The organism is Pseudomonas sp. R1-6 (assembly GCF_051132115.1).
In the GTDB taxonomy this organism is placed as follows: Bacteria; Pseudomonadota; Gammaproteobacteria; order Pseudomonadales; family Pseudomonadaceae; genus Aquipseudomonas.
In genome coordinates, this window is sequence record NZ_CP071662.1 from 1,404,317 (window position 1) to 1,426,779 (window position 22,463).

At 57.0% G+C, this 22,463-nt stretch carries 20 protein-coding genes and 3 pseudogenes; 10 read left to right on the forward strand and 13 right to left on the reverse strand.

Features of this window, described 5'->3' with window-relative positions; all coding sequences use genetic code 11:
* Window positions 1-25 precede the first annotated feature (25 nt).
* The gene (locus J3P81_RS06600; protein WP_420766743.1) at window positions 26-607 is read left to right on the forward strand and encodes a DJ-1/PfpI family protein; all 582 of its coding nucleotides are present in this window, start codon (window positions 26-28) and stop codon (window positions 605-607) included.
* Between the two features lie 23 nt (window positions 608-630).
* Here the strand turns inward: J3P81_RS06600 and J3P81_RS06605 are convergent, their stop codons facing one another.
* The 3 genes from J3P81_RS06605 to J3P81_RS06615 form a co-directional block, all read right to left on the reverse strand.
* The gene (locus J3P81_RS06605; protein WP_434562756.1) at window positions 631-1,650 is read right to left on the reverse strand and encodes a DUF4917 family protein; all 1,020 of its coding nucleotides are present in this window, start codon (window positions 1,648-1,650) and stop codon (window positions 631-633) included.
* Between the two features lie 104 nt (window positions 1,651-1,754).
* Window positions 1,755-2,921 (reverse strand): MFS transporter, encoded by a 1,167-nt coding sequence (locus J3P81_RS06610; RefSeq protein ID WP_434562758.1) that lies wholly within the window; start codon window positions 2,919-2,921, stop codon window positions 1,755-1,757.
* Window positions 2,922-2,933: 12 nt separating this feature from the next.
* Window positions 2,934-4,169: an aminotransferase class I/II-fold pyridoxal phosphate-dependent enzyme gene (locus J3P81_RS06615; protein ID WP_434562760.1), complete on the reverse strand. Its 1,236-nt coding sequence runs from the start codon at window positions 4,167-4,169 to the stop codon at window positions 2,934-2,936.
* A 365-nt stretch (window positions 4,170-4,534) separates the two neighbouring features.
* Between J3P81_RS06615 and J3P81_RS06620 the strand changes: the two genes are divergently transcribed.
* From J3P81_RS06620 to J3P81_RS06630, 3 genes are all read left to right on the forward strand, one after another.
* Complete coding sequence (locus J3P81_RS06620; RefSeq protein ID WP_434562762.1) at window positions 4,535-5,884, forward strand: diguanylate cyclase domain-containing protein; 1,350 nt, start codon at window positions 4,535-4,537, stop codon at window positions 5,882-5,884.
* A gap of 347 nt (window positions 5,885-6,231) precedes the next feature.
* Window positions 6,232-6,735 carry a DUF4142 domain-containing protein gene (locus tag J3P81_RS06625; RefSeq protein WP_420766738.1) on the forward strand — a complete coding sequence of 168 codons (504 nt, stop codon included), beginning with the start codon at window positions 6,232-6,234 and terminating at the stop codon, window positions 6,733-6,735.
* 80 nt (window positions 6,736-6,815) lie between these two features.
* On the forward strand, window positions 6,816-7,724 hold the full coding sequence (locus J3P81_RS06630) for an SDR family oxidoreductase (RefSeq protein WP_434562764.1): 909 nt from the start codon (window positions 6,816-6,818) through the stop codon (window positions 7,722-7,724).
* Between the two features lie 46 nt (window positions 7,725-7,770).
* On the opposite strand, the gene J3P81_RS06635 is transcribed toward J3P81_RS06630, so the two are convergent.
* Window positions 7,771-8,175: a low affinity iron permease family protein gene (locus tag J3P81_RS06635; protein ID WP_420766736.1), complete on the reverse strand. Its 405-nt coding sequence runs from the start codon at window positions 8,173-8,175 to the stop codon at window positions 7,771-7,773.
* A gap of 174 nt (window positions 8,176-8,349) precedes the next feature.
* Here J3P81_RS06635 and J3P81_RS06640 point away from each other — a divergent pair, with 174 nt between their 5' ends.
* Window positions 8,350-8,496: a hypothetical protein gene (locus tag J3P81_RS06640; protein WP_434562766.1), complete on the forward strand. Its 147-nt coding sequence runs from the start codon at window positions 8,350-8,352 to the stop codon at window positions 8,494-8,496.
* 124 nt (window positions 8,497-8,620) lie between these two features.
* Here J3P81_RS06640 and J3P81_RS06645 read toward each other — a convergent pair whose 3' ends face one another.
* The 3 genes from J3P81_RS06645 to J3P81_RS06655 all read right to left on the reverse strand — a co-directional run bounded on the left by J3P81_RS06645 (window position 8,621) and on the right by J3P81_RS06655 (window position 10,144).
* Window positions 8,621-9,031 carry a type II toxin-antitoxin system HicB family antitoxin gene (locus J3P81_RS06645; protein WP_198797116.1) on the reverse strand — a complete coding sequence of 137 codons (411 nt, stop codon included), beginning with the start codon at window positions 9,029-9,031 and terminating at the stop codon, window positions 8,621-8,623.
* Complete coding sequence (locus J3P81_RS06650) at window positions 9,032-9,247, reverse strand: type II toxin-antitoxin system HicA family toxin (RefSeq protein ID WP_420766734.1); 216 nt, start codon at window positions 9,245-9,247, stop codon at window positions 9,032-9,034. It abuts the gene before it with no gap.
* A 267-nt stretch (window positions 9,248-9,514) separates the two neighbouring features.
* Window positions 9,515-10,144, reverse strand: a complete 630-nt coding sequence (locus J3P81_RS06655; RefSeq protein ID WP_420766733.1) for a LysE family translocator — start codon at window positions 10,142-10,144, stop codon at window positions 9,515-9,517.
* Window positions 10,145-10,289: 145 nt separating this feature from the next.
* On the opposite strand from J3P81_RS06655, the gene J3P81_RS06660 reads away from it, so the two are divergent.
* The 3 genes from J3P81_RS06660 to J3P81_RS06670 all read left to right on the forward strand — a co-directional run bounded on the left by J3P81_RS06660 (window position 10,290) and on the right by J3P81_RS06670 (window position 16,657).
* Window positions 10,290-10,766 carry an Lrp/AsnC family transcriptional regulator gene (locus J3P81_RS06660; protein ID WP_434562768.1) on the forward strand — a complete coding sequence of 159 codons (477 nt, stop codon included), beginning with the start codon at window positions 10,290-10,292 and terminating at the stop codon, window positions 10,764-10,766.
* Between the two features lie 395 nt (window positions 10,767-11,161).
* Window positions 11,162-14,893 carry a beta strand repeat-containing protein gene (locus J3P81_RS06665; RefSeq protein WP_434562770.1) on the forward strand — a complete coding sequence of 1,244 codons (3,732 nt, stop codon included), beginning with the start codon at window positions 11,162-11,164 and terminating at the stop codon, window positions 14,891-14,893.
* 507 nt (window positions 14,894-15,400) lie between these two features.
* Complete coding sequence (locus tag J3P81_RS06670; RefSeq protein WP_434562772.1) at window positions 15,401-16,657, forward strand: tyrosine-type recombinase/integrase; 1,257 nt, start codon at window positions 15,401-15,403, stop codon at window positions 16,655-16,657.
* Window positions 16,658-16,684: 27 nt separating this feature from the next.
* On the opposite strand, the gene J3P81_RS06675 is transcribed toward J3P81_RS06670, so the two are convergent.
* From J3P81_RS06675 to J3P81_RS06695, 5 genes and pseudogenes are all read right to left on the reverse strand, one after another.
* On the reverse strand, window positions 16,685-17,440 hold the full coding sequence (locus J3P81_RS06675; RefSeq protein ID WP_434562774.1) for a hypothetical protein: 756 nt from the start codon (window positions 17,438-17,440) through the stop codon (window positions 16,685-16,687).
* A 115-nt stretch (window positions 17,441-17,555) separates the two neighbouring features.
* Window positions 17,556-17,738, reverse strand: coding sequence for a helix-turn-helix transcriptional regulator (locus J3P81_RS06680; RefSeq protein ID WP_189674036.1), 183 nt, complete (start codon window positions 17,736-17,738; stop codon window positions 17,556-17,558).
* Window positions 17,739-17,765: 27 nt separating this feature from the next.
* The gene (locus J3P81_RS06685) at window positions 17,766-17,999 is read right to left on the reverse strand and encodes a hypothetical protein (RefSeq protein ID WP_434562776.1); all 234 of its coding nucleotides are present in this window, start codon (window positions 17,997-17,999) and stop codon (window positions 17,766-17,768) included.
* Window positions 17,989-18,273 (reverse strand): annotated as a pseudogene (locus J3P81_RS06690) (HNH endonuclease signature motif containing protein); the annotation flags it as partial. The pseudogene J3P81_RS06690 and the gene J3P81_RS06685, both read right to left, overlap by 11 nt.
* A gap of 24 nt (window positions 18,274-18,297) precedes the next feature.
* Window positions 18,298-20,430, reverse strand: coding sequence for a phage tail tape measure protein (locus J3P81_RS06695; RefSeq protein WP_434562778.1), 2,133 nt, complete (start codon window positions 20,428-20,430; stop codon window positions 18,298-18,300).
* Between J3P81_RS06695 and J3P81_RS06700 the strand changes: the two are divergent.
* Window positions 20,429-20,614, forward strand: a pseudogene (locus J3P81_RS06700) (phage portal protein); the annotation flags it as partial. The gene J3P81_RS06695 and the pseudogene J3P81_RS06700 overlap by 2 nt on opposite strands.
* A gap of 62 nt (window positions 20,615-20,676) precedes the next feature.
* Window positions 20,677-21,084: pseudogene (locus J3P81_RS06705) on the forward strand (DNA adenine methylase); the annotation flags it as partial.
* A gap of 127 nt (window positions 21,085-21,211) precedes the next feature.
* On the opposite strand, the gene J3P81_RS06710 reads toward J3P81_RS06705, so the two are convergent.
* Window positions 21,212-22,204 (reverse strand): hypothetical protein, encoded by a 993-nt coding sequence (locus J3P81_RS06710; RefSeq protein WP_434562780.1) that lies wholly within the window; start codon window positions 22,202-22,204, stop codon window positions 21,212-21,214.
* Between the last annotated feature and the right edge of the window lie 259 nt (window positions 22,205-22,463).

Sequence of the window (22,463 nt, forward strand, 5' to 3'; positions counted from 1 at the left end):
CACGCATTCCAAAGGAGCCCATTCCATGGCCGCCAAGAAAATCCTCATGCTGGTCGGCGATTACGTCGAAGATTACGAAGTCATGGTGCCGTTTCAGGCCCTGCAGATGATCGGCCACACCGTCCATGCCGTGTGCCCGGATAAAACGACCGGGCAGACTGTCCGCACGGCGATTCATGACTTCGAGGGCGACCAGACCTACAGCGAAAAACCGGGACATCTGTTCGCCCTCAACCATGACTTCGCCAGCGTCGAGGCGGCCGACTACGATGCGTTGCTGGTGCCAGGCGGTCGCGCTCCGGAATACTTGCGGCTGAATGAAAAAGTCTTGCAACTGGTGCGCGATTTTGACTTGGCGGGCAAGCCGATCGCGGCGGTGTGCCACGGGGCGCAATTGCTGGCGGCGGCGGGCATCCTGGAGGGGCGCGAGTGCAGCGCCTATCCGGCCTGTGCCCCGGAAGTGCGTTTGGCCGGCGGGACGTTCATCGACATCCCGGTGACCGAAGGCCATGTCCAGGGCAACCTCGCCACGGCACCGGCCTGGCCGGCGCACCCGAGCTGGCTGGCGGGGTTCCTGACGTTGCTCGGTACGGCGATTACCCTATAGGGCGCCGGGCCAATCGGAGCGGTCTAGACCTCCACCGGCACCGACAGCTTCGGATCGCCCAGTGGATGGCTCTTGGCATCGAAGAAACGCAGCTCTGTGTCCAAACCTTGGAACAGCTTGGCGTAATGCCGTTTCTGGTGCTGGATGAACGCCTGGCTGCGTGGGTAGATCGAGATGGCGACGGTCTTCGGCGCGGCTAGGCGCAAGGCATCGACAATGTGGCTGTCCTGCTCGCCCAGGGCGTGGCCGAACAGGCACAGATTGTCGTGGTGATGCAGCAGTTGGTCGTAGCAGAACGACAGATAGTCGCTGCTGCGAATCGTTTTGAGTTTGTCCTGGCTCGGCCCTTCGCTGACCAACAACGGCACATCGTCGAGGGTCTTGATGGTGTTGTTGATGGCGAAGCTGCCCAGCAGCGTGCCTTCGGTGGAGGTGAGCTTGCGTGCCGTGCCGTCCTGGTTGCGCACCAGGTGCAGGCCACCGTGCAGGTACAAGAGACGGGGTTTGTCGAGGTGGGCCTGGCTCAGGTCAAAGCTGTGGTCGGCCCCCAGGAACAGATCGGTGAGGGTTTCGGGCGCTTGTTGGATCGCCCAATAGCTCAGCAGATCGTAGTTGGTGGTAAAAACCGTACGGTAGCTACCCAGTTCCTGATTGAGGTTCTCCAGGGTCGACGGTTGTACCAACCGCCAAGGAATATGCACCGCATGTACGGTGTTGATCAGCGCTTCCTTGATCGCGTAATAACGATTGCGCGGCGCCGCGGAGCTGACGGCCAAGGCCTTGTTGACCCGACTGGTGGTTTTCAGCGCCCCCAGCACTTGTTCGAAACTGCGTGTCTGCAGCGCGTCGAAGACGCTCAGTTCCGACGCGCTCAAGGGTTTTTCCTCGACGGTGCGGGCGTTCTCGAACAACGAGTCATAGCCGAAATCATCCCACACGGCGCGGCTGGCGCCATTGCCCACCAACAAGCCGCTGAAGGCGGTGTCGGCGCGCAAGGTCTCCCAATCTTCGAGCCGGGCGTCGTATTCCTGGAAATCGGTCATCGCGAAAATCATCTCAAAACGTGGCTAAGGCAGGGCGTGACTTTATCACGACCCAGTCTTGAGCCAGATCGAGATGCGTTTTGAACAGTCGATTTCCTGTGTTTTTACCGACCCGGTCCATTTGGCGTGAACATGGCGCACAGCGTCGCCGCCGTCGCCAATAACATGCATAAAACCGCGAGTGGCCACGCCTGTTGGCTTAGCAAGAGGCTGGCAATCGCGCCGATCATAGACGCCATCAGCTGGTGCAGGAAACCGCTTAACGCCATGGCGTAAGCGCCGGCGATCGGCGAGCCTTCGTTTGCCAGCGACAGGCTGATCGGATAATTCAACGACTGGCCGAACACCGCGAAGCAGTATGGCAACCAGAACAAAAGCGCGACGCTGCTCAATGAAACGCTTCCTGCCAGCATGGTCGCGCTGCCACCCAGGACCAGGGCAATGCCCCAACCCATCAGCCGGCGCTGGCCCGTGCGCAGCACAAAGGCATTGACCGCGAGCGCGCCCAGCAAGTACGCGCCGCTGATCGGCCAGCCCAACAGCCCATACTCGATGGCAGACCAGTGAAAGCCCTGTTGCAGGATCAGCGGCGCGGCGGTGTTGAAGGCGATGATCACGCCATAACCCAACCCGCCCGCCAACGCAGGCAACAGAAAACCACGATGCTGGAGTATCCGTACGTAGATCCGCCAAGCCGACTGTCCATTGCTGTTTTCGGCAAGTACCGGGAACTCCGCCGTGGACACCGCGGCGGCCATGACCAGGCTGGCCGCGCCCAATCCGAGAAAAATCGCCTCCCATCCAAACGCAGCCTGGATCAGTGAGCCGAGGTACTGGCCGATGCCGAGGGCAACCACGAAGGCGATCGATATCCAGGACAAGGCCTTGGCCAGCAGGTCGCCGCTGAAGCTGTCACGGATCAGCACCCTCGCCATCACCGAAATACCGCTGGCGCCGACGCCCTGGACCAACCTGAACGCCAGAAACGTTTCTATCGTCGTACCCAACGGCAGCGCCAGGTTTGCGAGGCCGTACAGCGTCAATGCCGCCAACAGCACCGGTTTGCGTCCAAGACGCTGGCTCAGGCTGCCCCACATCAGCATCGGCAAGGCCATGCCGACCAGGTACACCGACAACCCCCACGACACTCGGGATGCATCGGCGCCCAGGGCCTGGGCGATATCCGGCAGGGCTGGCAGATAGATGCTCATGCCCAGCTGTGCCAGGAAGACCGTGGTGCAGGTGACGATCAGTGTTGTACGGTTTTTCATCAAGGGCTCGTTTCAAGGACGGATATCACGGCCGTGGGCCACCAAAAGACTGGTCAGCTGTTCGCAGAACGAACGAATCACGTCCGGCTCCATGTCGGCGCGCAGGGTGATGCGGATCGCGGCCTTGTCTTGCGGCACCACGGGGAAAAAGACCGCTGAAGTGAAATATCCCAGGTCGGCCAACTCCACCGCCAGGCGGGTAGCCAGGGCTGCCTCACCGCAGCGCACCAGGCGGATTGCCATGGGGCTTGCATACTGTTCGGTGCGGATGAGGCTGTCGAAAAAACGGATATTAGCCTGCAAACGTTCTTGCAAGGCGTGGAATTCTCGACTGCGATGCAAGCGGATCGAGGCCATGCCGGCGCCGATAGCCGCCGAATTGAGGCTCTGCGACCAGTTGGCGGGGCCGCCGTAACGCTGCACCAGCGTCTTGTGCCGCTCGCTGCCGAACATGGCCAGCCCGCCACTGGCCCCGAAAGACTTGGCCAGCGAGGCCACGATCAGGGTTCGCTCATCCAAGGCGTGGATCCGTGAGCGTACCCGACCGATGCCGCAGGGCCCCACGGTAGACACGGCATGGGAATCGTCCAAATAAAGGAACAGACCATAGCGCTGTCTGAGGTACAACAAACTGTCCAGGTCCGCCATGCCGCCCATGCTGTAGGCGCCGTCCGTCACGTAGGCCACGTTGCCCTGGCGTTTGCAGACGTCCTCAAGAAAATCCATGTCGTTGTGTGGGCAGGTGAGGACCTGGGTTTCATCCGCACACGCGGCCTTGATATGGTTCATCGAGTAGTGGGCGTGCTTGTCGAACACCATCACCGGCGGGCGGTTTTTCGTCAGCGCGCCGCTGGCCAGCAGCGGCAGGATTCCCGCACTCGCCGCACTGCAGGACAGCGCACTGAGGCAGCTGGCGCCGAACAGCTCCGACAGCTGGGTTTCGTATTGGTCCAGGATTGCTAGCCGGCTGCGGTTTCTGGAGTTGGCGACACGCAGTGTTCCTGTTTCCCACAGCGTGGTCATGGCGCCATCCAGCAAGGCGGGGTGGTAATCCAGGCCCAGGTACGACGTGGTGCAAAAGTGATGCAAGGTGCGACCATATTGGTCGATGAGCACGTTGGGAGACTGGACCTCGACGTTCAGTCCAGCGATCTTTCCGTTTTCGGCGTTCTGCCAGTCCCGGTCCGCCAGGGAAATGATTTTGCGATAGTTACTGAAGTGCTGAGTGGGCTGCGCAATCTGGTTCATGGCGTGAATACATTCCTTGGTTAGCGTTGCTGTCCGTGGGGCTTGTGTGTCCAGACTTTACAGACCGATGGGTGGGGCTTTGAATCGGCTGATTCCGGCGTGTTTGAGTGTTACCGGAGACTTCTGCGTAGGACCCTGCCTAGGACCTTGGCCGGGAAATCCATTTGCCATGTCGGAGCTGCTTCCTGGCCTCTGAGCCCGGGGCGTTTGCTATCCTCAGGCGTCTGGGCACCCCGCGTGTCGATACCCTGCGCTATCCTCATCGGTACCGTGGGGGGCGCGTCGGCTTTGCATGCTCCGTCGGCGTCATGAACGGGGGCGACCCGGTTCGCCCATTGCTTGATTACCCGGATGGCTTGCGCGTCATGGACACCCGAAACTCCACGCCGTTGGCCAGTTACCTCGACCTGCTGCTCGATGCCGTCTGCGCCGTCGATGCCCAGGGACGCTTCGTATTCGTCAGCGCCGCCTGCGAGCGTATTTTCGGCTATACCCCCCAGGAACTGATCGGTCGGTCGATGATCGAGCTGGTTCATCCCGCCGATCGCCAACGGACCCTCGAGGCGGCGCGGGAGATCATGGGGGGCGAGCCCAAGCTCAATTTCGAAAACCGCTATCTGCGCAAGGACGGTGGCGTGGTGCACATCTTGTGGTCGGCGCGCTGGTCGGAGGCTGACCAGCTTCGGATCGCCGTGGCTCGCGACATCACCGAGCGCAAGCAGGCGGAATCCAGGCAGGCCGCGTTGTATGCAATTTCCGAGGCGGCCCATGCCGCCGCCGACTTGCTGGCATTATTCAAGCGTATCCACCTCATCATTGGCGAGTGGTTGCCGGCGCTGAATTTCTCGGTGGCGTTGTATGACGAGCAGTGCGCACAGCTCAACTTTGCCTATCACGTCGACGATCGAGAACGACAGCCCGAGCTGCCTGGCACGGCTATCGGGCGCTTGTGCGCCGAAGTGGTACGCAGCGGCCAGCCGATCCTGCTCACGCCCGGTTGCAGCTCGTCGCCCGTGGAATTCTGCGACCTCGTGGCGAAGCCTGATGCGCCTTGCTGGCTGGGTGTACCGCTGAATTCGCAAGGCAGTACGATCGGCGCATTGATCGTCAAGAGTGCTCCGGACAGTGGTCGCTATACGGAGCAGGACAAGGAATTGCTGCAATACGTCTGCGCCCAGATCACCCTCGCCATCGAGCGCCAGCAACTGCACGCCCGGCTTCAGCACATGGCGCAGTACGACCAACTGACCCAGGTACCCAACCGTGAGTTGCTGCGGGATCGGTTCAAGGCCGCGTTGGCCACGGCCCGTGTTGTCTCCGGACGGATGGCGTTGTTGTACATCGACCTGGATCGTTTCAAGCAAGTCAACGACACCTACGGCCATGGCGTCGGCGATATGCTGCTGCAAGCGGTCGCCAGCCGATTGAAGGGGTGCATACGTGACGCCGACACCGTCGCGCGCATCGGTGGCGATGAGTTCGTCGTGTTGCTCCATAGCGTCCACAGCGTGGAAGATGCCGGCAGGGTACAGGAGAAAATTCGTCTCGCATTGGCCCAACCTCTGCGGCTGGACGGCCACTGTCTCAGCATCGAGCCGAGCATCGGTCTGGCCTGTTTTCCTGACCACGGGACCGAAGACGTAACGCTGTTCCGCCATGCCGATGAGGCGATGTACGCAGCCAAGCGCCACAATCATAGGGCTTTCGGCATTTGAATTCGCGCCACCGTTCGTCGTGGCGTGGGCGTTTTTTCCAAACCTTGAATCCCACGTCACTTCAAATGAATACGGGGTAAGCGTGCCCATCATTCTTTGTTTACGGAGGGTTGGATTATGGGCGGATCAAGCAACATTTATCCGGGAAACATTGCCCACGATCGAACGAAGGTGTCCGAAGCGGGTCGCAAAAGTGGGAGAACCACCATCGCGAGTGTCGATAAAAGTCCGCTGAAAGCCGAGATTGGCCGCAAGCCGGGCGGGACGTCTCGCTGAATGTTCAACGGTGGTTCTGATTTCTGCGGCGCAAAATCCCGTCGCAATATCTTTCAGAGGAGGGCGCGACCATGAGCCGGATGGCCACCTTTTTACGCACCACCAGTGTTGTTGTACTGATGGGCCTGGGTGCCAACAGTGCGTGGGCCCAGTCACCTGTCGAATTCATCAACGATGCATCCGCCAAAGGCATGGCCGACATCGAAGCCAGCCGCGAGGCACATTCGAAGGCGGAGTCACGGGAAGTCAAGGATTACACCATCATGGTGATCAACGACCGCACCACCGCCAACCAACATCTGGCGAAGATCGCCAAGAAACTCGACTTGCCTGTCGCGCCGCGGGAAGTAGTGGCGGACAAAGCGAAGACCCTGCAGCCGCAAGTCGCCGAGGGCGAGTCGTTTGAAGCGGCGTATGCCGCCAGCCAGGTCAAGGCCACTGAGGACGCCATCGCGCAGATCCAGCAGCAGGCCCAGACCACTGACGTGCCGGAGATCAAGGCATTCGCCGACGAAACCCTGCCTAAATTGCAGACGCACCTTGAAATGGCCAGGGCCCTGCAAGCCAGCCGTTGATCTTCGCTGCACCTGTGTCAATTCCAGGGCCGGGGCGCCAACGTCCCGGCTTGTTTTGCCCGCTGAAAAGGAGAACCTCGATGTCTACACGCCGAGAACCCAACCAATACGCGATGCAGAATCCGCTGACCCAATACCCGCGTCCGGAATTTCCCGACCAGCCGCAGTCACCCCCTGGCATTGATCAGGATATGGAACCGCAACCGGATCATGGTGAAAAAAGCTATCAAGGCTTTGGTCGCCTGGAGGGGCGCAAGGCCTTGATCACGGGCGGCGATTCGGGGATTGGTCGCGCCGCTGCCATCGCCTACGCCCGGGAAGGGGCCGATGTCGCAATCAATTATCTGCCCAGCGAAGAGCGCGATGCACAACAAGTCGTCGAACTGATCAAGGCTGAGGGCCGCAAGGCCATCGCCATACCAGGCGACCTTAAGGATGAGGCGTTCTGTGTCCAGATGGTGAAGATGGCGCAGCAGCAACTCGATGGCCTGGATATCCTGGTGAATGTCGCCGGTAAGCAGGAGGCGCAAAAAGACATTGCCGACATCACCACCGCGCAATTCGATGACACCATGAAGACCAACATCTATGCGATGTTCTGGATCTGCAAGGCTGCTGTTCCGCTGATGCCGGCTGGGGCAACCATCATCAATACCGCCTCTATCCAATCCTACGATCCGTCCGCGACGCTGCTGGACTACGCCACCACCAAAGCGGCAATCGTGGCGTTTACCAAGGCGCTGGCCGGGCAAGTCATCAGCAAGGGCATTCGTGTCAATGCAGTCGCGCCGGGTCCAATCTGGACCGTGCTGCAACCCAGCGGCGGACAACCTAGGGAGAAGATTCCTACGTTCGGCTCCCAGGTTCCGATGAAACGTCCGGGCCAACCCGCTGAATGCGCGCCGCTTTATGTACTGCTCGCTTCCCAGGAGTCGAGCTATATCACCGGAGAAGTATTTGGCGTGACGGGAGGCAACCCGTTGCCCTGATGCCCAAGGGAGTGCGCGAGTGGCATGGGCCCCTCGCGCATCAGTATCAGCATTGGTTCAGGTCTACCTTTTTTTCCTGTTCGACGCCATCAAGGCTCTTGGCGTCGACCTTGCCCATGTCCTGATACCGCTTCCTCAACGCTTCAAGTTGTTTGAGATCAAGCGATTCGAGACCGAGCATTGCGTTCTGCGCGTCCTTGGACGCCCGAAGCAATTCATCCACTTTCAGGTGCAGGATATCCGTATCGCGGTTCTGCGTATTCTGGATGAGGAACACCATCAGGAAGGTGATGATCGTGGTCGAGGTGTTGATGATCAGTTGCCAGGTATCGTTGAAACCGAACAAAGGTCCGCTGGCAGCCCAGAGCACCAACAGCACGATGGCCCCTAGGAAGGTCTTGGGGCTCCCGGCCCAGAGGGATAGTTTTTGAGCGATTTTGGCGAACGTCATTGCTGTGTTTCCTTTTGGGATGCACCTGTCTGGTGAGACAGCAACGAGGCGGTGAAAATTCTACTTACATTTCAATCGCAAGGTCCCTTACGTTCATCGTGCAGCACGATGACAGTCGCAACCATTGCCGCTGCCACGGGTCACTCATGAAAGCCCTCAGCATTGGAGTACATCATGAATATCGCCCGCACCCTTTGCCTCGCCTGCTGCCTGTTCGCTTTGCAAGGCTGCTTCGACAACTCGGGTAACGAGACCAAGGACAACACCGACGGCAGCAAGTCTTCGGTGCAGATGCAGGAGTCCAAGTCGGAGAGCAAGTAAAATCGGTGAAACGGTGGGAGCGAGCTTGCTCGTGATGGCTTTGTGTCAGACAACCTGATATCGCTGACCCTACGCCATCGCGAGCAAGCTCGCTCACACCGGTTCGTGTTTCGTCAGTGATTGCTCATCTCCCTTGCTGCAGCACCTTCAGCGCTGCCGACGCGAGGAAGCCGGAGCGGCTCTTCTCTTCGGGATGGTGCAATACATATTCATCAATCCGGTTGAGCAGGTAGCCGGGTAACGTGATGTTGAGTTTCTGCGCCTTGCCCAGGTACTTGGTCACATCGATGTCCACCAGCGCCCAGGTGCAACCGGCGTATTGTGGGTTGGCTGCGTGCAGGGTAACGGTGTTGGCCGATGGAATGGGCGAACCGTCTTCGGCCAGAATCTCGAAATGACCCTCGATGGCCTCCCGCGCCATCGCCATGGCCTCGTCCAGGTCGTCACCTGCGGAAAAACAACCGGGAATATCCGGCACTTCCACACCCCAGGCGTGCTTGTCATCGCCCATGGAAATCGCAATTGGGTAAAGCATTCAATCGTCCTCTGGAAAAGCGCGGCAACCAGGCGTCTGGAGAAGGGCCTGTTGCAAGATACTGATAGCCGTCTTCTTGAGCAGGTCCTTCTTGGGATGAGGAACCGTAACCAGCCCCGGTTTGGTTGGGTGTTTGAAGTGATGGTGACTGCCTCGGATACGCACCAGATACCAACCATCCGCAACAATTTGGCTTATCAAAAATCGGCTGTTCACAACACCTCCCTGTGGTGTCATCGGTAAGTACTATACCTACTGAAGAAAAATGATCAACACCATAACCACCATTGAGGACGGTTGGGGCTGGCGAGCTCTTTGCTTGGAGTCTAGGAGCAGCGTCACGCTAGGGTGGGAAAGGGCGGGTTGGCTTTATTTCGGGATGTGAGACGGGGTGGTTGATATTGACGTGGCGAGGGAGCTTGCTGCCGCTGGGCTGCGGAGCAGCCCTGGTTTTTCAGCGTATCCGCTACAAATCCATAGGACTCACGACTGCTGCACAAACGTCAGCCGGACCGCAAAACCGATCAGCAAACCACCAAACACCCACCGCTGCACGCGCTGGGCCGAAGGCGAGCGTTGGAGCCATCGCCCAAGCGCTACACCGATCAATGCATAAGCGCTGTCGAACAGCAGGCCAACGCCGACCAGTACTACACCCAATATCGCGAATTGCCCCAACACCGGCCCGTCCTGTGGATCGATGAATTGCGGGAGCAACACCGAGCAGAACAGCAACGCCTTGGGGTTGAGCAAATTCGTCAACAGACCGCGCCGGATCGCCTGATGCCATTGCCGCTTCTCGATTTCAGCGGCGGCTCCCTCGAAGCGGGGCAACAACGTCGTCCGCAAACATTGAAACCCGATCCAGGCCAGATAAGCAGCTCCGGCCAGGCGCACCGCATCAAACGTCCACGGCGCCGTCTTGAACAATACCGAAAGGCCCATCGCTGCCAGCGCGACATGACATGCCCGGGCAACGCCCAATCCCAGCGCCGTTGCCAATGCCACGCCTTTGCCCTGTCGAGCGCCGGTTTGCAGCACCAGGATCATGTCCGGCCCAGGCAGTAGATACGCCACCGTCAATGCCATGAAAAACAACCAGAGCCCTGTCATTGCAAGCCCTCCGCATTCTGTAGATTGGAGACGCCAGTCTAGGGTCGAAGGGCAGGGCAGGTGGTTGCGTAGTCAGCTTCTAAAGCTCTTGAAATTGGCATAACCTGCCACATAATCGGGTAATAGAAACGGATAATGCCAAATTATGAAATTGGATACGTTCGACCGCAAAATCCTGACGGCACTGCAACGGGACGGTAGGCTGAGCAACGTGCAACTGGCCGAAGAAATCGGCTTGTCTCCCTCACCCTGTCTGCGTCGCGTGCGGATGCTTGAAGAGGCGGGGGTGATTCGCGGTTATCAAGCCATCCTGGATCGCGATGAAGTGGGACTTGGGATGACGATTTTCGTTGGCATCAAGGTCGAACGGCACACCGACGAGCGAGCCGAGGCTTTCCGTCAGGCGGTGACCGCGCTGCCCGAAGTGATCTCGGCGTTCCTGGTGTCCGGTGAGTCCGACTTCCTGCTGCAAGTGGTGGTGCCTGACCTACGAGCCTATGACCGTTTTGTCACGGGCAAGCTGCTGAAGTTGCCGGGGGTCAGTGATAATCGCAGCAATTTCGCGATCAACACGGTGAAGGCGCCGGGGCCGTTGCCGTTGGGGCATCTGCCCAGCCTTTGAGCGGTATTTGGAGCGGCTCGTCGTGCTCGAGGAGCGTCGAACAACCGTTGACATAGGGCATCACCAAGGAGATATTGTCGTGCTATCACGAAGGACGCTCAGTGCCCAGTCAGCCTCCGAATGGGGCCAAAGGGTGCCGGATGGAGCTCAGCATGGGTCGCCTGCGTCAATGGCTAATTAACCGTAAAAAATCAAACCTGTCCGTTTCTTTAATTCGGGCAGTTTTGTCGTGCCTGAAATTTAGTGAACGGCACTTTAGCCTTTCATCGATAGATGAATCCCCGCTCAAGCTTTAATGGTCACTGTCGAAAATAATACCGCCGAGATTCATGTTTCAGGTCTAGCCGAACACTGATTCACGGGGCTCCCTACCATCCCTAAAGCAAGGAAAGAAAATGGCAGTTATTAATGGAACAGCTGGCGCAGACGCGCTAATTGGCACCGCCGGGGATGATGAAATTAGTGCTCTGGGTGGGAACGATATAATCAGGGGCACCGCTGGCGCGGACAAAATTGACGGCGGTGCGGGTTTAGATACCGTTGATTATTCGGCATCTGCTGAAGGTATCAGTATAGATCTGCGCCAGGGAGCTGGACTGGTTGGACAGGGTGGCGACGCGGAGGGGGATATTCTCATTGGTATCGAAACCGTCATAGGTTCTGCCTTCAATGATGTGCTTTCCTCTGGCCCATACACCGTAATCCCAACAGTACGGCTGGAAGGGGGGGCTGGCGATGACATCTACAACATCAATCTGGGGCTGACCCCTTACATTATCGAACAGGCCGGTGGCGGCAACGATGAAGTCCGCGTGTCGGTGATCAATACCAACGGCACGGTCCTGGCGGCCAACGTCGAACGTCTGACTTACGTCGGCACTGGCGCATTCACCGGTTACGGCAACGACAGCGACAACGTCATTACTGGCGGTTCGGGTAACGACACACTGTACGGTGGTGTGGGCGCGGATCAGTTCATTGGCGGTGCCGGCTCTGATACAGCGGGTTATACCGACAGCAAAGAAGCTGTGACCATCAACCTCAAGACGGGTGTGCATTCCGGGATCGCGGCAGGTGATACCTACACCGATATCGAGGCGATCAGAGGATCCAATTTCAACGACACGTTTGTTGGCGATGGTAGCGGTATGGATTTCGACGGTGGTGCCGGGATCGACACGGTCGATTATTCGGGCTCGACTGCCGGGGTAAACGTCGATATCCGAACCGGGGCGGGAACCGCAGGTACGGGCGGAGATGCTGAAGGCACCATTTTGGCGAATATCGAAACCGTCATAGGTTCTGCCTTCAATGATGTGCTTTCCTCTGGCCCATACACCGTAATCCCAACAGTACGGCTGGAAGGGGGGGCTGGCGACGACATCTACAACATCAATCTGGGGCTGACCCCTTACATTATCGAACAGGCCGGTGGCGGCAACGATGAAGTCCGCGTGTCGGTGATCAATACCAACGGCACGGTTCTGGCGGCCAACGTCGAACGTCTGACTTACGTCGGTACTGGCGCATTCACCGGTTACGGCAACGACAGCGACAACGTCATTACCGGCGGCTCGGGTAACGACACACTGTACGGTGGTGCAGGCGCGGATCAACTCATCGGCGGCGCCGGCTATGACATAGCGAGTTATGTCGACAGCAAACAAGCTGTGAGCATCAACCTCAAGACGGGCGTGCATACCGGGATCGCGGCAGGTGATACCCATACCGATATCGAGGCGATCATAGGATCGAATTTCAACGACACGTTCGTTGGCGATGGTGGGGGGATCGATTTCAATGGCGGAGCCGGGGTCGACACGGTCGACTATTCGGGCTCGACTACCGGGGTAACCGTCCATGTCCGTAGCGGGGTGGGAACCGCAGGAACGGGCGGAGATGCCGAAGGCACCATTTTGGCGGAGATCGAAACCGTCATAGGCTCTGCTTTCAACGACGTGTTCTCCGCAGGTCCGTACAGCACGGCCGTAGGGATACGTTTGGAAGGGGGGGCCGGCGATGACATCTACAACATCAACATGGGCCAGACCCCTACGATCGTCGAACAGGCCGGTGGCGGCAACGATGAAGTCCGCGTGTCGGTGATCAATACCAACGGCACGGTTCTGGCGGCCAACGTCGAACGTCTGACTTACGTCGGTACTGGCGCATTCACCGGTTACGGCAACGACAGCGACAACGTCATTACCGGCGGCTCGGGTAACGACACACTGTACGGTGGTGCAGGCGCGGATCAACTCATCGGCGGCGCCGGCTATGACATAGCGAGTTATGTCGACAGCAAACAAGCTGTGAGCATCAACCTCAAGACGGGCGTGCATACCGGGATCGCGGCAGGTGATACCTATACCGATATCGAGGCGATCATAGGATCGAATTTCAACGACACGTTCGTTGGCGATGGTGGGGGGATCGATTTCAATGGCGGAGCCGGGGTCGACACGGTCGACTATTCGGGCTCGACTACCGGGGTAACCGTCCATGTCCGTAGCGGGGTGGGAACCGCAGGAACGGGCGGAGATGCCGAAGGCACCATTTTGGCGGAGATCGAAACCGTCATAGGCTCTGCTTTCAACGACGTGTTCTCCGCAGGTCCGTACAGCACGGCCGTAGGGATACGTTTGGAAGGGGGGGCCGGCGATGACATCTACAACATCAACATGGGCCAGACCCCTACGATCGTCGAACAGGCCGGTGGCGGCAACGATGAAGTCCGCGTGTCGGTGCTCAATACCAGCGGCACGGTCCTGGCGGCGAACGTCGAGCGCCTGACCTACGTCGGCACTGGCGCATTCACGGGTTACGGCAACGACAGCGACAACGTCATTACCGGCGGTTCAGGTAACGACACGCTGTACGGTGGGGCGGGCGCGGATCAGTTCATCGGTGGTGCGGGCACTGACGTAGCGGGTTATATCGACAGCGAAGAAGCTGTCACCATCAACCTCAAGACGGGTGTACATACCGGGATCGCGGCAGGTGATACCTATACCGGTATCGAGGTGATCAGAGGATCGAATTTCAACGACATTTTCTATGGCGGTAGCTCGCCCATGAAGCACGATGGCGCGGGTGGCATCGATCTAGTCACTTATGAGCAGTCTGGCAGCGCGGTAACGATCGACCTGACCAACGGTACTAACACAGGGGAGGCCGCTGGTCATACCTACGTCAACATTGAAATGCTTCAAGGCAGCGATTTCAACGACACGCTAACGGGCTCTGGGCTAAAGGACATCTTCATTGGTGGAGCCGGGGCAGATGTCATCGATGGTCGCGTAGGTCTAGACAGTGCTTTTTACATTACAAGCGCGACAGGCGTCTCGATCAACTTTCAGACTCAAGTCAATCAAGGTGGCGATGCCGAAGGTGATGTATTGCTCAACATCGAACATGTGCTGGGCAGTCACTTCAACGATGTCTTGGTTGGAAACACGGGTGTTAACTATCTGGAGGGCGGATTGGGCAGCGACGTCATCGACGGCGGGGACGGCGATGATTTTCTCTATGGTGGGCTGACTTCATGGATAGGACCTTTCACATTCGATAGCTCGGCGAATGGGCCGCAGGCAGACATCTTGTATGGTGGAAACGGTAACGACACCATCGTCACGGCTGCCAGCGACGAGGGGACTCAAGCCTACGGTGAGGCCGGAAGCGACACCATCACTGTGGCCCATGGCATGGCTGATGGTGGGGAAGGCAGTGACCTATTGACCGGTACAGGCGCTGGCTTCTCATTATCGGGAGGCCAGGGGGACGACAGACTGGTACTACAGGCCGGCGGTTTTGCTAATGGTGGTGAGGGGGGCGACACATACACCATCAATACTCCAACATTCGTGACGATTCAGGACGACGGCATCAGTAGTGGCGACAAATTGGTTTTGTCATATATCAGCAGCTCTGAACTGTTGGCTGATCGCATCGGCGACGACCTTTATCTGCACCGATCGAGCTTCACTCCAGGAGAGGCGCCGCAAGAAGGAGTGCGTCTCAAGGATTGGTACGCAGGTTACGATAGCATCGAACAGATCCAGACAGCTGATATGCAGTTCGTTAATCTGTCAGGCATTAAGACGTATGCCGATGATCTGTTTTCTTGACAGCTAAGCCAGCATTTTTGCCGCTACTTTATTGGGCGCGGTTGTCGTCATTAGTCTTCTAGTGTGTCGCTTTTGCCCGGTATTGCTTGACCGGGCAAAAGTTTTAACCCTGTCCCTTGAGAGCAAACGAACGTCGCGGATCTAACATGTGCTGTCTGAGCGACGGTTAAGGCCTTGGCCAATAAACAGCGCATAAAGCTTCGCAATTAGGGGCGCCCCACAAACCCCAGACCAAAAAAAACCGGCCACCAAGAGCCGGTTTTTTCAATCTCCCGTCAAAAACCACCACGACGCGAGACCAGAATTCGATTGGAGCGGGTGAAGGGAATCGAACCCTCGTTATCAGCTTGGGAAGCTTGTACTAGTGCTGTCTCATGGTGTCGCAGGGGATATCAATTTCTATCTGTAGCCCAGTAGAATCGCGGCTCTCAGAGGGTGGTGTTCAATCGTGTTGTTTCACGCGCTATCACCTTAGATCTGGCCGACTGTCACCAGGAACTGTCACCAATGCTCACGGAAAAGCAGATTCAATCGCTGAAACCTCGCGAGAGGGACTACGTCATTTCAGATGGCCGCACGGCAAAAGGCGAAGGGGTGCTCGTCCTTAAGGTGCGCCCCAGCGGGACAAAAGAGTTTTACTTTCAGCGGCATATCGCCGGTAAAAAGAAACTGACCAAGCTCGGTACATGGCCCGAGATGAAACTTACGACCGCGCGGGATAAATGCCGTGAAGAAAAGGGAGTGCGAGCCTCACCTGGTACGTTCCAGCATCTGCTTGATCTGTATGTAAAGAAGCTCGAAACCGAAGGTGCTGCATCGGCCGGCGATGTTAAATGGTCTCTCAAGCATTATGTGAGTGATCCGTTCCCGGACTTGGTCAGTAAGCCTGCCTCGCTCATCGGCCCCGTCCAGATTCGCAACATCATCGTGAAGATGATCAACGCTGGCATCACCACTTATTGCAATCGTGTCAGGTCTCAGCTGCATGCAGCTTTCCAGGTGGGGCTGGAGCAGGAATACAACCCGCGCAGTTATCTCAAGGTTCAGGTGCGGTTCGGTCTGGTGAGTAACCCGGTGGCCAGCGTGCCGGTCCAGGACGATTGGGAGCAGCCTGGTGATCGGGCCCTTTCTACGGAGGAGCTGGCGACACTCTGGCAGTTATTACCTGAGCATTTGAGCCTGGTGACATCTGAGTTGCTGAAATTCCTCATAGCATCCGGTGGTCAGCGGCCAGAGCAGGTCTTAGCAACTGAGCGGAGCAACTACTTGAAGGACCATCTGATAATCCGAAATAGAAAGGGAAAAAGCGGTGGGAAGGGAGTTGAAGGGGAGCGCTCGTTACACGTCGTCCCGTTCAACAAGCTGATGCGCCAAAGCTTGAAAGTGATGGACGAGGTGAATGCGTTCAGTGCTTATCCCTTTATGGGTAAGGCAGACGGCAAGGCGCTGCATACTCAGTCGTTGTCGCGAGCGGTTACGAAACTGTACGGCCGACACGCAAAAAAGTTTAGCGGCCCTTTCACATTGCGCGATATTCGACGGACATGTAAGACCCTTATGGGAGTAGCTGGCTTAAACAAAGAACTTAAAGATCGTATTCAAGGTCACGCGTTCGGTGACGTAGCCTCCAAACATTATGACCGCTACACCTATTTTCCAGAAAAAAAGAAAGCCATGAAGCGTTGGTGTGACTGGCTGGAAAAAAACGTTGTAGCTTCGCAGCCAAAACAGCAGCGTGTCACACCATTACTTGCTTTGGATTAATAATGGATTTGAAGGCGTATCCAGCATCTAGCAACGAAACTGCTTACGCCCAAATTGCACAAAATCTCGATACATTTCCCAGCTCTGGTCTGCCAAGTCGCTCAGCTCTTTTAACTTGACGTCGACATGCTGCGGCCAGTTGTCAGTCCCTCGATACAGATCCGGGATGCAGCTATACATTGGCCCATGAAGCTGATAAGCACCTAAAGATAGCTTGGTTAAGAAGTCATCGCACACCACCCACAGGCTCTTTCGCTTTTCTTCTAACTCTTCGCTATGGAACTCTCGTTCCAGTGTGTTCCATTCGGTTACGAACTTTTCCATATCATTGAGGTAGTCCATATTGAATGAGCCGCCCCAGTCATGATGTTTCAGCATGTGTATGGAAGAAGAATTGCTCGGAAATTCTGCAAGGAATTTCTCGAATAGCAATTTATCAGCCGGACTAAAGGCTTCTGTAGGCTGTTCGGTTATTGTCTTTTCTTTGTATAGGAAGTATCTGTTGAGGATGTTGTGGGCCAGTCCTGCCACGATTATAACTGCGCCAAAAATGTAGTCCGCAGAGTCTGGTTTTAAATCTGCAAATGTGAAGTGTCCAACGGAGTTTAAATTGGCGGTATCAAGTACCCAGTTGTAGAAAAGTACTTTTAGAGGCGTCGGGGTTAGGAGTATTGTTACTCCTGCGCCAACCACAAGCCACGTGACTTTGTTGGTGAAGTCAGGAAATAACCATCTCTTTCCGTATTCTTTAACTCCGTCCTTTATTTCCTGTTTGTTGAACAATCTGATTCGCTCCGCAGATGTTAAAGGTCAAGTGGATGCAGATGACCATACGTGGGATTGCATATTGCCATATAGGCTCGGAGATCAGGTATAGCTGTGACAACAAAGAGGCCGCTTAAGCGGCCTCGGTAGGTTTCCATTCCGTTGGGTTCTGCTGCCAGGCGACGATCGCAGATTCTCGCCATCCCACCCTGCCGGGGGAAATCGAAACTGGGCGTGGAAATCTTCCGCTTTTCATTGCCCGCCAAAGCGTTGCGTGTGACAGGGAGGTAACGGCGATAACGTCCCGCTCCCTCATAAATCGATCCAGCTTACTCACCTTCGATTATCTCCCCTGCAGCGCTGGTAAAGGTTTTTCCGACTCAATGAAACCGGTGCTGTGCCCCTCGCCATCCATCACTTTTAAATACATGACTTCCACCTTGGCAGAGTCCACCAGCACTTTTCCGACCTCGGCAATGGCTTTGGCCCGATCGATGTCCATCGGCTTGCTCTCGTCCTGCAGAGCCTCGAGCGTGGCGAAGAGGTGGTTTCGCAGGTCTGTCATCTTATTCTTCATCGGTAGCCTCGATTTGGCGCTTGAGTTTGTTCAGCAGGCGGATGGTGTCCTTGAGCTCAGGTGGGTACCTGTGGATGGTGTTTCGCCGCATTCGCTCTGCCCTGGTGATTAGCTCCAGGTTGTCGAGCTCGATGTTCTCCTTGTTGCCATCCTTGAAGGACAGACAGTGCCCGGAAGGCACCGGCCCGTGGTGTTCCTCCCATAGCTGGGTGTGCAGCGCTACCCAATCACGGGGCGGATACCCGGTATCAGTGATTTTCTTCTGCAGGTAACCGATGAGCAGATCTGCTTACTGGAATCACAGACCGGAACCACTCACGGTTCCCGCCTGGGTCATCAGTTCGCCCACGGCTTTGACGGCTTCCATAGGTCCGCTCTGACCTTCAGTGACGCCCTGCGCCAGACCGGCCATAGTGAAACCGCCCAGCTCGGCGAACACCCGGGACGGACTGTGGATGCCCAGTTTTTCCTTGAACCAGTCGACGGTGCTGCTGCCGGCGTCAGAAATGGCGGTCTTTACTGATCCCATGGCGTTGGTGATGCCGTTGACCAGGCCGGCGATAATCATTCCTCCGAACTCGGTGAATCGGGCCGGCAGCTCGACGCCCATGTAGCTCGTCACCGCCGCAAAGGCCTGGTAGATCAAGCCGATGGGGCTGAAATTGACCAGGGTCTGCAGGATGCCGCTGATACCGCCGCTGAAACCCAGCTTGATCTCGGCCCAGGCACTTGCGAAATAGGCCTTCACCTTGTCCCAGTTGGCATAGATCAAATACGCAGCGGCGGCGATTGCCGTAATTGCCAGCCCGATTGGGTTTGCCATGAACAGCCGGCCAATCCACATGAATGCCTGGCCGACCAAGGGCAACACCTTGGAGCCAAGGTTGACCAACAGCCCGATCAGCGAAGGCAGGCGGATCCCGATTAGTGAGAGACCGTACCGTACAGCGAGAAACGGTCCGAGAGTGGTCGCCAGGGCGAGGGCGACCGTGCTGAAGCCGATCGATAATGCGGCGACGCCGGCGCCAACTTTCAGGATTCCCAATACCAGGCCGGGGTTAGCCGTTGCCCACGCGTTGACGCGCTCGAGGACGCCGTTGAAACCGGTGATCAGCTCGATCAACGCTGGACGCAGCGTGGCGCCTAAGGCGCTGCTCAGGTTGAACATGCGGTTTTGGGACATCTCCCATCGAGCAGAGAGCTGGTCTGCGCGAATATCACCTTCACGCTGCATGGATCCATCGCGCTTGGGCGCGTTGTCTGCCCCGTTCACCAGCTCCAGCTGGCGACGATATTCTTCCATGTTGGCGGCGAGTTTCGCCGCGTCATCCCCGTATTCTTTGCCGAACAATTGGGTCATCACCCCAAGCTGTTCGCCTTGGGGCAGCTTGTTGACGGCATCGAGCACGGCGTTGATGGTGCCTGTTGCATCCTTGGACATGCCGTCCTGGACAGCCTTCGCTTCTAGACCGATCGACTTCAACCCCTCGACGAACCGCTTCGGTTGCTGCGTGGCGATCGCGAGCTCACGGATCATGGCGTTCGTGGCTGATGCGGCGATCTCCGATGATGCGCCGAGCGTCAAGAAGGTCGAACCCAAAGCAGCGGCATCCTTTAACGACATGCCGACCGAGGCCGTAATGCCCGCCGTGCGCTGCATCACGTCAATGATGTCCGCGCCTTTGGACATAGCGTTGTCGTCAAGGAAGTTGATCGCATCGCCGAGCTGATTGACGTTCTTGATGGGCAGTTTGTAGAGGTTTGCGATCCGCGCCAGGTTCTCGCCGACTTCCTCGGCCGGCAGATCGAACGCTGTTGCGGCAGTTGCTGCGACCCGGGCGAATTCCAGCAGGTCATCCTTGCCCTGAATTCCCATCCGGGCGCCGCCTTCTACCAGGGCAGCGATGTCCGTCGTGGCCATGGGGATGGTTTCAGCCATCTTTTTGATGGCGGCGGCCATCTCGTAATAGGTCTGGGTCAGCTGCCCATTCCCATCCCGGGCGCCCTCGACCTGTTTGGCTACGCCCGCCATCGCATCTTCGAAGCGGGAGTAGTTTTTGACCATCCCCAAGATGGGCATGCCCGTGGCTGCGCCCACAGCTCCGGCGCTCGCGCCGGCGACAGCGGCGTTGCCTGCTAGCTCGCGGCCTTGGGAGTAGTTTCTCTGTGCGCGTGATACGCGCTCCTGCTGTTTGGCGAGCGCGGTAAGGCGATCCTTCTGCGACTGGATGGCTTTGTTGGCCGCCTCGATCTCGGTTTTCAAGCGCCGTTCAGTGGTCCCCAAGTTGCGGGTATCGGCGCCGGTCGATTTTATTAGCGGAATCAGGCGCTGCAGCTCCGATCGCTGAGCGTTGTGTTTGTTCGTCAGCTTTTCAACAGCGGCAGCGGCGTTGACGAATGTCTTCTGGAAGGCAGCAGAGGGGGCGTCCATCCCCCCCCAATTGATGGGCATCGTGCCGCAGAACGCGGGCGGCTTCGGCTCGATCAAAGAGGCCGCGCAGATCTGGGCGATGAACGAGCTCGAGCCCATCCAGGCACGCCTGGAGCAGGTCAATGAATGGTTGGGCGAAGAGGTGATTCGCTGGAGGCCGCTGGAACCTGTTTCCGAACAATGATCAGCCCGGGTGGCTGTTCACTGGAGCTGCCGCCCTTTATCAATCCGAAATAAGGATCACCAATGTCTGCACCGATTTTCCCTTGGATGGGTGGCAAGCGCCGCATGGCGAAACACATCCTGCCGGAGTTTCCAGACCATGATTGCTACGTCGAACCGTTCTGCGGCGGCGCGGCATTGTTTTTTATGAAAGAGCCCAGCCGGGTGGAGGTCATCAACGACTTTGACGGCGAGGTGGTAAACCTCTATCGGGTCGTGGCCAATCACCTGGAGGAGTTCGTGCGCCAGTTCAAATGGGCATTGGTGAGCCGCACCATGTTCGAATGGGCAAAAGAGCAGGCGCCGCGCACGCTGACCGATATCCAGCGCGCAGCGCGCTTTTTCTACCTGCAGACCCTGTGTTTTGGCGGCAAGGCAAAGGGCCGGTCCTTCGGTACCGCGACCATCCGAAGATCCGAGAGGTGTTTGCGGGGTTGCGCCTGAAGGAGGTGCCGTTCAGGCATACCGTAGGCGGTAACGGCGGCATTGAGGTGAACGAGTTGGTTTATTCCAATTGGTAGAGCCTTGGCAGAGGGCGCAACTAGCGCCCTCTCATCAGTTACAAAACGTCGATTTTTGTAACATTCAACTGAGCACGGAAAAAGCGATCCCTCTCAGTAAACCATTCCTTCGCTTTTTCTTTTCCCGCATCTTGATCGGCTTGTTCCAAAGCGTATTTTGCCGACTTGTATCGCTCAACTTTGTCCGGAGTGATGTAGCACAACAGGCTTAAATCACTGCCGGCAAATTTTCGCTCTTGTTCGATCAATTCAAATGCTCTTGCTCTTGCCTGATCGATAATATCCATCTTTTTCGTGAGAGCATTGAGTTTCAGTGTCGTGACGTTTTGCTCTATTTTTTCTGCCTCATCGTAGGCTTTTTTGACGTCAGAGAGATTGTGCAAAACGTCACGGTATCTCTCCTCAAGAAGAAATGAGGTGTTTGCTATCGTACCCAGCGTCATCCGCTGTGTACGACGGTCAGTTTGTTTTTTCCCTTTTTTGTCTATGTATTCTTTGGTTGTCACGCCGATCACTGACAGCGCGTAGGCACCGGTACGGGCGATCGCCTCAAGATGTCTCATTGTCTGAGGCCCGAGTTTTTCTCGCATGGCATGAACACGAGCTTGAACAGTGGCCAAATCCGACTTTACTTGCAGGACTTCCTCTAGCGCAGACTGTTTCTGCGCTACCAAAGCTCGGAGTCGTTCAAGCCCTTCTTCATGCTTCTTCTGATTCAGGTACTTCGAACGATCGGCACTGAGTCGAGACTCACCATCAAACTTGGTTTGGGCGCACTCGTTTCCAACCAAAGTAATGCTGCCGTCCGTTAGTACAGCAACGAACCCCCACTTGTGGCCTTCGTTGCACAACTTATCATTGGATTTTAGAAGACAGCACTTCACCTCATCGCTAAAGAAGTAATCGCCGAGCAGATGCTTATAGTTCGTCGGCGACACAGGGTTTTCTTTTTTGAAGCCAGGCAGCGCCTCAATCTCAGCAATGGTATTGAATGTGCGGATCTCAACGGTTCGATCGAGTGTCTCGTGCATGCGGACCTGTACTCAGATATCAAGATTCAGTTGCTAAGCGCCAACCGGCTTGGGAGAGCATTGCCGTCGGGCCTAGGTTACCTTGCAATGCGCCCGGTGGACCTGTACGGACCACCACTCACATGCAAGACTACTGTTAACCCATACAGTATAGGCGATTTTCAATGGCACGAGACCTGCCTCCATTCCAACCTGTGACACAGGCCGAACTGCGATGCATCTGGACCGATCATCCTGAATGCGGGCGACTTGTGCTCGA

What these genes read in the sequence shown, in the direction of transcription:
- J3P81_RS06600 (WP_420766743.1), top strand. Translation starts at nt 26, where the DNA reads ATGGCCGCCAAGAAAATCCTCATGCTGGTCGGCGATTACGTCGAAGAT.
- J3P81_RS06605 (WP_434562756.1), bottom strand. Translation starts at nt 1,650, where the DNA reads ATGACCGATTTCCAGGAATACGACGCCCGGCTCGAAGATTGGGAGACC.
- J3P81_RS06610 (WP_434562758.1), bottom strand. Translation starts at nt 2,921, where the DNA reads ATGAAAAACCGTACAACACTGATCGTCACCTGCACCACGGTCTTCCTG.
- J3P81_RS06615 (WP_434562760.1), bottom strand. Translation starts at nt 4,169, where the DNA reads ATGAACCAGATTGCGCAGCCCACTCAGCACTTCAGTAACTATCGCAAA.
- J3P81_RS06620 (WP_434562762.1), top strand. Translation starts at nt 4,535, where the DNA reads ATGGACACCCGAAACTCCACGCCGTTGGCCAGTTACCTCGACCTGCTG.
- J3P81_RS06625 (WP_420766738.1), top strand. Translation starts at nt 6,232, where the DNA reads ATGAGCCGGATGGCCACCTTTTTACGCACCACCAGTGTTGTTGTACTG.
- J3P81_RS06630 (WP_434562764.1), top strand. Translation starts at nt 6,816, where the DNA reads ATGTCTACACGCCGAGAACCCAACCAATACGCGATGCAGAATCCGCTG.
- J3P81_RS06635 (WP_420766736.1), bottom strand. Translation starts at nt 8,175, where the DNA reads ATGACGTTCGCCAAAATCGCTCAAAAACTATCCCTCTGGGCCGGGAGC.
- J3P81_RS06640 (WP_434562766.1), top strand. Translation starts at nt 8,350, where the DNA reads ATGAATATCGCCCGCACCCTTTGCCTCGCCTGCTGCCTGTTCGCTTTG.
- J3P81_RS06645 (WP_198797116.1), bottom strand. Translation starts at nt 9,031, where the DNA reads ATGCTTTACCCAATTGCGATTTCCATGGGCGATGACAAGCACGCCTGG.
- J3P81_RS06655 (WP_420766733.1), bottom strand. Translation starts at nt 10,144, where the DNA reads ATGACAGGGCTCTGGTTGTTTTTCATGGCATTGACGGTGGCGTATCTA.
- J3P81_RS06660 (WP_434562768.1), top strand. Translation starts at nt 10,290, where the DNA reads ATGAAATTGGATACGTTCGACCGCAAAATCCTGACGGCACTGCAACGG.
- J3P81_RS06665 (WP_434562770.1), top strand. Translation starts at nt 11,162, where the DNA reads ATGGCAGTTATTAATGGAACAGCTGGCGCAGACGCGCTAATTGGCACC.
- J3P81_RS06670 (WP_434562772.1), top strand. Translation starts at nt 15,401, where the DNA reads ATGCTCACGGAAAAGCAGATTCAATCGCTGAAACCTCGCGAGAGGGAC.
- J3P81_RS06680 (WP_189674036.1), bottom strand. Translation starts at nt 17,738, where the DNA reads ATGAGGGAGCGGGACGTTATCGCCGTTACCTCCCTGTCACACGCAACG.
- J3P81_RS06685 (WP_434562776.1), bottom strand. Translation starts at nt 17,999, where the DNA reads ATGAAGAATAAGATGACAGACCTGCGAAACCACCTCTTCGCCACGCTC.
- J3P81_RS06695 (WP_434562778.1), bottom strand. Translation starts at nt 20,430, where the DNA reads ATGGACGCCCCCTCTGCTGCCTTCCAGAAGACATTCGTCAACGCCGCT.
- J3P81_RS06710 (WP_434562780.1), bottom strand. Translation starts at nt 22,204, where the DNA reads ATGCACGAGACACTCGATCGAACCGTTGAGATCCGCACATTCAATACC.